This is a genomic window from Streptomyces aurantiacus (genome assembly GCF_001418335.1).
GTDB classification, from domain to species: Bacteria; Actinomycetota; Actinomycetes; order Streptomycetales; family Streptomycetaceae; genus Streptomyces; species Streptomyces aurantiacus.
Window position 1 is genome coordinate 1 of the sequence record NZ_LIPP01000415.1, and the last position, 9,390, is coordinate 9,390.

The 9,390-nt window shown below is 68.4% G+C and carries 7 protein-coding genes; 2 read left to right on the top strand and 5 right to left on the bottom strand.

Going from position 1 to position 9,390, the window contains the following annotated elements:
* Window positions 1–149 precede the first annotated feature (149 nt).
* The 5 genes from AOK01_RS37245 to AOK01_RS37265 form a co-directional block, all read right to left on the bottom strand.
* Window positions 150–1,532, bottom strand: a complete 1,383-nt coding sequence (locus AOK01_RS37245; protein ID WP_055519606.1) for an alpha-amylase — start codon at window positions 1,530–1,532, stop codon at window positions 150–152.
* A gap of 198 nt (window positions 1,533–1,730) precedes the next feature.
* Window positions 1,731–3,416: a glycoside hydrolase family 13 protein gene (locus AOK01_RS37250; RefSeq protein ID WP_055519609.1), complete on the bottom strand. Its 1,686-nt coding sequence runs from the start codon at window positions 3,414–3,416 to the stop codon at window positions 1,731–1,733.
* A gap of 139 nt (window positions 3,417–3,555) precedes the next feature.
* Entirely contained in the window at window positions 3,556–4,467 is a 912-nt protein-coding gene (locus AOK01_RS37255) for a sugar ABC transporter permease (RefSeq protein ID WP_055519611.1), read from the bottom strand.
* Between the two features lie 13 nt (window positions 4,468–4,480).
* The gene (locus AOK01_RS37260; RefSeq protein ID WP_055519613.1) at window positions 4,481–5,485 is read right to left on the bottom strand and encodes a carbohydrate ABC transporter permease; all 1,005 of its coding nucleotides are present in this window, start codon (window positions 5,483–5,485) and stop codon (window positions 4,481–4,483) included.
* A 147-nt stretch (window positions 5,486–5,632) separates the two neighbouring features.
* The gene (locus AOK01_RS37265) at window positions 5,633–6,907 is read right to left on the bottom strand and encodes an extracellular solute-binding protein (protein ID WP_055519616.1); all 1,275 of its coding nucleotides are present in this window, start codon (window positions 6,905–6,907) and stop codon (window positions 5,633–5,635) included.
* Window positions 6,908–7,348: 441 nt separating this feature from the next.
* On the opposite strand from AOK01_RS37265, the gene AOK01_RS37270 reads away from it, so the two are divergent.
* Window positions 7,349–8,395: a LacI family DNA-binding transcriptional regulator gene (locus tag AOK01_RS37270; protein ID WP_055519618.1), complete on the top strand. Its 1,047-nt coding sequence runs from the start codon at window positions 7,349–7,351 to the stop codon at window positions 8,393–8,395.
* A 120-nt stretch (window positions 8,396–8,515) separates the two neighbouring features.
* Window positions 8,516–9,367 carry a phosphatase PAP2 family protein gene (locus AOK01_RS37275; RefSeq protein WP_055519620.1) on the top strand — a complete coding sequence of 284 codons (852 nt, stop codon included), beginning with the start codon at window positions 8,516–8,518 and terminating at the stop codon, window positions 9,365–9,367.
* Window positions 9,368–9,390 lie beyond the last annotated feature (23 nt).

Consider the following 9,390-nt stretch of genomic DNA (forward strand, 5'->3'; position numbering starts at 1 on the left):
TTCCCCGCGCCCCTGGGTGGGACGGGGCGCAGCCCCTCCCCAAGGGGCGCGGGGAACTGCGCGACCAGCCCCCGCCGGCCCGCGGACGAAGGCGGTTTTTCAGGGGCGCGGGGAACTGCGCGGCCTGCCCCCGCCGGCCCGCAGGTGGGTCAGCACGTGGGCTTGCCCGCGTATACCGCCAGCGCGGTGTTCGGGCCGAGCGTCGTGGTCAGTTGGCCCGCGCTGTTCACCGTCACCGTCGTGCCCGCCTGCACATTGCAGTACGTGCCCGCCGCCAGCGACGTCGCATACGTACGGGTCAGCGAGGACGACTCGTGGTTGATGACCACGAACCCCTTGCCACCCCGGCCGAAGGCGATCGCGTCGCCCCCGTTGTCCCACCAGTTGGTGAGGGACTCGCCCCGGACGGTGTTGCGGAAGGCGACCATCGACTGGATCTCCGGCCAGGCGTGCTGGCACTTCCAGCCGTCCTGCCAACAGGCGTTCATCGAACCCCCGTTGGGCGGCCCCGCGTCCGTGGAGGAGAACTCGTACCCGGAGTTGATGTCGGGCGCCCCGTACGGGTACGCCAGCATGAAGACGTTGGCCAGGGTGTAAGTGGCGTTGTCTTTGTAGCTGAGCGTGGAGCCGTTGCGCTCGGTGTCGTGGTTGTCGACGAAGACAGCCGAGACACCGCTGCTCATGTACCCCCAGCCCTCGCCGTAGTTCTTCAGATAGGCGAGGTTCTCGTTGTTGAAGACCCGCTTGAGGTCGAACGCGTACCGGAACTCCTGGACATCCCCGGTGCCCGTGTACTCGGTGGGCTGGACCGCCTCACCCGCGCCGTGGATGGCCTCCTGCTTCCAGTAGGCGGACGAATTGCTCAGCCTGCCCTTGATGTTGGCGAGGTCGGTCGCCGGGATGTGCTTGGCCGCGTCGATGCGGAAGCCGTCGACACCGAGGGAGAGCAGGTCGTTCAGGTACTTGGCGATGGCCGAGCGGACGTACTCCTCGCCGGTGTCCAGGTCGGCGAGCCCGACGAGCTCGCAGTTCTGGACGTTCCCGCGGTCCTGGTAGTTGCTGATCTGCGAGGTGCAGTTGTCGAAGTCGGGTGCGGAGTACAGGCCCGGGTAGTCGTACTTCGTGTAGGACGAGCCGCCCGTACCGGTGCCGCTGCCCGCCGACATGTGGTTGATCACGGTATCGACGACGACCTTCACACCGGCCGCGTGACACGTGTTCACCATGTTCTGGAAGGCCGTACGGTCACCGAGCCGGCCGGCGATCCTGTAGCTGACGGGCTGGTACGAGGTCCACCACTGCGAGCCCTGTATGTGCTCGGCGGGGGGAGAGACCTGGACGTATCCGTAACCGGCCGGGCCCAGACGGTTGGTGCACTCCTTCGCCACGGACGCGAAGTTCCACTCGAAGAGGACGGCGGTGACGTCCTTGCTGCCGGGCGGGGAGGCGTGGGCGGTACCGGCGGTGCTCGCGGGGACGACGAGCGCGGCAGCCGCCAGGGCGAGCGCGCAGGAGAGAGCTCTCTTGGCCATGTGGGGGTCCCTTCTCCGTTGAAGGTTCTCGTGAAGGTTCTCGTGCAGGTTCTTGCTGCAACATTCAGCAGCCGTGCGGTGCCGCAGATCGTAGAAGCCCGCCTCCCAAAGGGGAAGGCGGGCTTCTGAAATTTTCTGAAATTCCTTGCAGAGCCCGTCGGTCAACGGACAGACGGCTGACGAACGGCCGTTGTGGGGTCAGTCGGCGATCCACCACACGGTGGCGTCGGCGGGCAGCTTCGCCTCGCCGCCGTCCGACACGGCCACCTCTCCGCTCGCGAGCAGCACCCGCCCGTACGCGCCGACGGTCACCGCGTCGCTCCCGGTGTTGGCGGTGCACACGAACGCCCCCCGGCGGAAGGCGAGGACACCCGCGGGCGCCGGCAGCCACTCGACACGGTCGCCCGCGCCGAGGTCGGGCTGCTCGCTGCGGACGGCGAGCGCGGACCGGTACAGCTCAAGGGTCGAGCCGGTGACCCCGGTCTGCGCCTCGACGCTCAGCTCGCCCCAGCCTGCGGGCTGCGGAAGCCAGCTGCCGCCGCTGCCGAAGCCGTACGAGGAGCCGTCGCGGTGCCACGGGATCGGCACCCGGCACCCGTCGCGGAACCCGTCCTGGCCGGCGCCGCGGTGGTACGCGGGGTCCTGGCGGACCTCGTCCGGCAGGTCGACGACGTCCGGCAGGCCCAGCTCCTCGCCCTGGTACAGGTACGCGGACCCGGGCAGCGCGAGCATCAGCAGGGTCGCCGCCCGCGCCCGGCGCAGGCCCAGCTCACGGTCTCCGGCGATACGGATCTGGGTGCCGAGCCCGGCCGGGTTGGCGAACCGCGTGGCGTGCCGGGTCACGTCGTGGTTGGAGAGCACCCAGGTGGCGGGGGCGCCCACGGGACGCATCGCGTCGAGGGTGCGGTCGATGCAGGACCGCAGCTCCTCGGCGTCCCAATGGGTGCTCAGATACTGGAAGTTGAAGGCCTGGTGCAGCTCGTCGGGGCGCACGTAGTTGGCGGTGCGCTCGATGGTCGGCGTCCACGCCTCGGCGACGAAGATCCTGTCGCCCGAGTACTCGTCAAGGACGATCCGCCACTGGCGGTAGATCTCGTGCACACCGTCCTGGTCGAAGAACGGCATGACATCGTTGCCCAGCAGTTTCAGCTGCTCGTGAGAGCCCAGGTCGGGCAGCCCCTCCGCCTTCACCAGGCCGTGGGCCACGTCGATCCGGAAGCCGTCGACACCCATGTCGAGCCAGAACCGCAGGACCGAGCGGAACTCGTCGCCGACCGCCGGGTGGTCCCAGTCGAAGTCGGGCTGCTCGGGCGCGAAGAGGTGGAGGTACCACTCACCGGGGGTGCCGTCCGGCTCGGTGACGCGGGTCCAGGCGGGGCCACCGAAGATGGACTCCCAGTCGTTGGGCGGCAGTTCACCGCTTTCACCCTTGCCGGCGCGGAAGTGGTAGCGCTCCCGCAGCGGCGAACCCGGCCCCTCCGCGAGGGCCCGCCTGAACCACTCGTGCTGGTCGGAGGAGTGGTTGGGGACGAGGTCGACGATGATCCTCAAGCCCAGTTCGTGGGCGTCGCGGATCAGCGCGTCGGCGTCGAGCAGGCCCCCGAACATGGGGTCCACGGCCCGGTAGTCCGCCACGTCGTAGCCCGCGTCGGCCTGCGGCGAGGCGTAGAAGGGGCTGAGCCACACGGCGTCCACGCCGAGGTCGCGCAGATACGGGAGTCGGGAACGCACGCCCGCCAGGTCGCCCATGCCGTCACCGTTGCTGTCGGCGAAGCTGCGCGGATAGACCTGGTAGATCACCGCGTCGCGCCACCAGTCGCGACGGTCGGCGACGGCGGCGTGAGCGGAGTTCGGTGCCGAGTCGGCGGAGTGCTGCTGGCTCATGGCTTCCTTGATACGTAACGGAGTTCATCGGGAGCGCCCAAGGGGCGCGGGGCTGTATTCATTTGCGGCTTCCGCCGCGTGGGCGCGACCAGCCACGACGAGGCCGCGGACGACCAACGACCCGAGTGGCTGGCAAAGGTCACCCCTTCGTGCCGCCCGCGGTGAGCCCGGTCACCAAGTTCTTCTGCACAAGATAGAAGAACGCGGAGACCGGGATGGCCACCAGCACAGCCGTCGCGGCCATCAGGTTGCGCTGCGCGTCGTGCTCGCTGACGAAGCTCTGCAGACCGACCGCGAACGTGTACTTCGTGTCGGACAGCATGAACGTCGAGGCGAAGGCGACCTCGCCGAACGCGGTGATGAAGCTGTAGAACGCGGCGACGGCAAGCCCCGGCTTGGCGAGCGGCAGGATCAGCCGCGCGAACGTGCCGAAGGGCGAAAGGCCGTCGACGCGGCCCGCCTCGTCGATCTCGAAGGGGATGGTGTCGAAGTACCCCTTGAGCAGCCACGCGCAGTACGGCACGGCGGTCGAGCAGTAGACGAGGATCAGGCCGAAGTAGTTGTCGATGAGCTGGAGTTCGCCGAGGATCTCGTACATCGGGACCATCAGTACGGCGACCGGGAACATCTGGGTCACCAGGAGCACCCACATGAACTTGCGGTAGCCGGGGAAGCGCATGCGCGAGACCGCGTACCCGGTGGTGGCGGCGACCAGGACGCCGATGACGGTCGTGCCCAGCGACACGATGAGCGTGCTCTTCAGCCAGTCGAAGAACGGCGTGTGCTGCAGGACGAACGCGTAGTTGTCGAACGTCATCTTGCCGAGGATGCCCTCGGGATGCAGGTAGTCGTCCTTGTCCGGGCCGAGGGACAGATAGACCAGCCAGGCGATCGGGAAGAGCGCTGTCAGGCTCGCGACGACGAGGATGCCGTGCGAGACCAGGGCGCCGGCGCGGCTGCGCTCGCCGCGCCGCGGCCCCTTGCCGGCGGGCGCGGTGCCCGCGGGGTTCCCGTCCGCCGGGGCGGGGGGCGTGACTGTCGTGGTGCTCATGGGGGCTCCTGCCTCAGGCCGCGAGCTGCTGCTCATTGCGGGCCAGCCAGCGGCGGTAGACGGAGGTGAAGACGATCAGGATGGAGAGCAGCAGGACGCCGTACGCGGCGGACTGCGCGTAGTCGCGCGGCTGCTGTCCGAAGCCCAGGTAGTAGGCCCAGGTGACGAGGATCTGCGCGTCCGGCGCGGTGTCGCCGAAGAGCAGGAAGATGATGGCGAACTGGTTGAACGTCCAGATGACGCCGAGCAGTACGACGGTGGAGCTGACCGGCCGCAGGCCCGGCAGGGTCACGTGCCGGAACCGCTGCCAGGCGTTCGCGCCGTCCATCTCGGCCGCCTCGTACAGGGTCGCGTCGATGGACTGCAGTCCGCCGAGCAGCGAGACCATCATGAAGGGCACACCGCACCAGGTGTTGACCATGATGGCGGCGGACCGCTGCCAGAAGGTGTCCTCCAGCCACAGCGGTGAGGGCAGGTGCACCGCGTCGAGCACGGAGTTGATGACGCCGCCGTCGGCGAGCATGAAGCGCCAGCCGAAGACGGTGACGAAGGTCGGCACGGCCCACGGCAGGACGAGGACGAGCCGGTAGAAGGTCCGGCCGCGCAGCTTCTGGTTGAGCAGCAGCGCGAGACCGAGTCCTATGGCGTAGTGGAGCAGCACGCACAGCGCCGTCCACACGATCGTCCAGATGAAGTGCGACCAGAAGCGGTCGTACGCGGTGGGGCCCCAGAGGATGTCCGCGTAGTTGTCCAGGCCGATGAACTCGTACGTGGCGTCGATGTGGTTGACGCCGATCGTGCGGGCCGAGTTGAGGCTGGTGGCGTCGGTGAACGTCAGGTAGACGCCGCGCACCAGCGGATAGAGCACCAGCACACCGAGCACGACGACCACCGGGGCGGTCATCGCGTACGCGTACCAGTACTTCTGGTAGGCGTGCTTCAGGCGCTGGAGCGGGCCGGGGCGCGGGGCCCGGTCACCGCGGCGCTTGCCGGTCGCGCGGTCGATGACGACTGTCATGGTTCGACACCTTCTGGAAAATCAGTGGCTGCTCGGGGCTGCTCAGCTGCTGTTCAGTGCTGCTCGGGGGCTGCTCAAAGGCATGGCCGGTGGCCGCCGGGTCCGTCCCTCCACAAGCCCGGGTACGGGTCCGGCGGCCACCCCGGCTCACTTGCTGAAGTCCGGGACCAGCTTGGCGATCGAGGTCTCCGCGGTGCTCAGGCCCTTGTCGAGGGACTCCTTGCCGCCGGCGACCTTCGGGAGCTCGGTGTCGAGGGGACCCCACAGCGAGCTGTACTCGGGCAGCGCCGGGCGCGGCTGGGCGGCGGCGAGCACGCCCTGGTAGCCGGCGATGCCCGGGTCGGCCTTGACCTCGGTGGTGTAGGCGTCGTCGCGGGTCGGCAGCGTGGAGTTCTTGAGGGCGACGGTCTCCTGGGACTTCGCCGAGGTCATGAACTTCAGGAACGTGAGCGAGGCGTCCTGGTGGGCCTTGTCCGAGCCCGCGTACACGGAGAGGTTGTGGCCGCCGGTCGGGGCGCCCGCCTTGCCGCCGGTGCCGGCCGGGACGGTGGCGATGCCGAGGTTGCCCTTGTCCTTGAAGGCCGAGCCCTGGTAGAAGTTCGTGATCTCCCACGGGCCCTGGATGATCGAGGCGACCTTGCCGTTGACGAACGCGTCCTGGATGTGGGCGTACGCGTCGGCGGTGGTGTCGGCCTTGTGCAGGCCCTTGCCGTCGAACAGGCCCTGCCAGGTCTCGTACCCCTTGACCGCCGCGGGCGAGTTGACGGTGATCTTCTTGGCGTCGGCGTCGACCGTGTCGGTGCCCTCGCCGTAGAGGAACGACTGCGCGTAGTAGGCCTGGGTGGAGCCCCAGTAGCCGTCGACGCCGGTCTTCGACTTGACGGTGGCGGCGTCCTTCTTGAGGTCGGCCCAGGTGGTGGGCGCGCCGTCGAGGCCGGCCTTCTTGAAGAGTTCCTTGTTGTAGACCAGCGCGAGGGTGTCGGTGACCAGCGGCACACCGTACGTCTTGCCCTCGTACTTGGCCTGCTCGATCAGGCTGGGCTGGAACTTGTCCTGCTCCGCGAGGGCCTCGGTGCCGTCGAGCGGCAGGAAGAAGCCCTTCTTGGCGAACGCGGGGGTCCAGCCGACCTCGGAGCGCAGGATGTCCGGGGCACCCTTGGCACCGGCGGCGGTGTCGAACTTGTTCTGCGCCTGGTCGAAGGGCACGTTGACGTACTTGACCTTGATGTCCGGGTTGGCCTTCTCGAACTCCTTCGCGAGGGCCTTGTACGTCGGTGCCTCGTTGGTGGCGTTGGACGTGTCCCACCAGGTGATGGTGACCGGGCCGTCCGCCTTGCCACTGTCGTCGCTGTCGCCGCCGCAGGCCGTCGCCGCGAGGGCGAGGGACGCCACCAGTGCGGTGGCCGCTATGCCACGCCGCATGAGTTTCTCCTTGAGGGTGAAAGCCCGTGTTCTTGAGGGAGCGGCCCCGTCCGCCGTCCCCGCCGACTCGCCGGCCGCACCGTTGCCGCCGCCGGGCGACGTGAACGTAACAGCGATGTAAGCGGCGCGAAAGACCTTGCAGCAAAAAAGTGCAAGAGCGACGGACAGTTACCCCGCCGTGACCTCTCCCGAGCCACCCGGAACCCTTGAAGCACGGCCGTTCACCGGGAGCAGGACCTCACTGGACCGCCGTGCAAGACTCTGCAAGCTCTTGCCATACCCGTCCGTCACGGGGATCATCGGCCCGTCGGCGCCTTGCAGGAACCACCAGAATCACGAGGGAACGCGATGACGCAGCAGCCCGGAGCGGGCCGTCCAACTGCCCGCGCACGGCGTTCGTTCGGTGGGCAGGGCATTTCCCGGCCGGTACAGTCCAATCCCGTGACCACACGGCTTGCCGACATCGCAGCACAGGCGGGGGTGAGCGAAGCGACCGTCAGCCGCGTCCTGAACGGGAAGCCGGGCGTCGCCGCCACCACCCGCCAGACCGTACTGGCCGCACTCGACGTGCTCGGCTACGAGCGGCCCGTACGGCTGCGCCAGCGCAGCGAGGGGCTCGTCGGGCTGATAACCCCGGAGCTGGAGAACCCGATATTCCCGGCCCTGGCCCAGGTCATCGGCCAGGCGCTGACGCGGCAGGGCTACACGCCGGTCCTGGCGACCCAGACTCCGGGCGGTTCCACGGAGGACGAACTGACCGAAATGCTGGTCGACCGGGGGGTCGCCGGCATCATCTTCGTCTCGGGGCTGCACGCGGACACCTCCGCGGACATGCAGCGCTACGAGCAACTGCGCGGCCGGGGTGTGCCGTTCGTGCTCGTCGACGGTTTCTCGCCGAAGGTGCAGGCGCCCTTCATCTCGCCGGACGACCGGGCCGCGATGGCACTCGCGGTCACCCACCTCGTCTCGCTGGGCCACACCCGGATCGGCCTGGCCCTGGGGCCCAAGCGGTTCGTCCCGGTGCAGCGCAAGATCGAGGGTTTCGTCCGCACGATGCAGGACCTGCTGGGCCTGGCCACGTCCGACATCGAGGAGCGACTGGTCCAGCACTCGCTGTACACACTGGAGGGCGGGCAGGCGGCCACGGCGGCGCTCATCGACCGCGACTGCACGGCCGTCGTCTGCGCGAGCGACATGATGGCGCTGGGTGCCATACGGACGGTGCGGCAGCGCGGCCTCGACGTCCCCAAGGACGTCTCCGTGGTCGGCTTCGACGACTCCCCGCTGATCGCCTTCACGGACCCGCCCCTCACCACGGTCCGCAAGCCGGTCCCGGCGATGGGCCAGGCCGCGGTGCGTACGTTGCTGGAAGAGATCGGCGGGACGCCGGCGCCCCACAGCGAGTTCGTGTTCATGCCGGAGCTGGTGGTGCGGGGGTCGACGGCTTCGGCTCCTGGGGACCGGAACGGGGACCGGAGTCGCGTGTAGCAATTACCGACATCCTGCGCAGGAAGTAGTACGTCACCTACTTCAGGTGTAGAACGTGCGACCGAGACCCACCCGAGGGATGATCGGTGGGGTAAGGCTCATCTGGCAGACTCTGTCTCTATGGGTGAGAGCACCGTGACGACACTGAAAGGTCAGGAGCAGGTCCCTTCACCGACTTCACAGTCCGTCGCGGACGAGGCGAACAGCCGCGCGGGACTCCGTTTCGTGCGGCGCTTGCGTACGCCCCGCCGCCCCCGGCTCTGGTTCGAGATCCTGCTCATCGCGGTGAGCTACTGGACGTACTCACTGGTCCGCAACGCCGTTCCGGAGCAGCGGACCCAGGCGCTGGAGAACGCCGACTGGATCTGGCGGATGGAGCACCATCTCGGCCTGGCCGTCGAAGAGTCCGTCAACCACGGCGTGAACTCGGTGACTTGGCTGATCGTCGGCATGAACTACTACTACGCGACGCTGCACTTCGTGGTGACCATCGGCGTCCTGGCGTGGCTCTACCGCAGTCATCCGGGCCGGTACGCGGCGACCCGCACGGTCGTCTTCGCGACCACGGGTGTGGCGCTGCTCGGTTACTACCTGTATCCGCTGGCCCCGCCGCGCCTGATGAACGGCAACGACTTCATCGACACGGTGGTGGTCCACCAGACCTGGGGCTCCATGGCCTCCGGCGACCTGAAGAACATGTCGAACCAGTACGCCGCGATGCCCTCGATGCACATCGGCTGGTCCCTCTGGTGCGGCCTCACGATCTTCACCCTGGCCTCGGTCCCCTGGGTCCGCGTCCTGGGCCTGCTCTACCCCACGGCAACCTTGGTGGTCATCGTCGCCACGGCCAACCACTTCTGGCTGGACGCGGTGGGGGGTGTGGCCTGCCTGGCGTTCGGCTACGCGGTGGCCAGGCTCTGGTACGGAGCGCTACCACATGCGCTGCCGCGCCTGGTCCCACTGAGAACGTGATGCGCCCCCGCCGCCCCTACCCA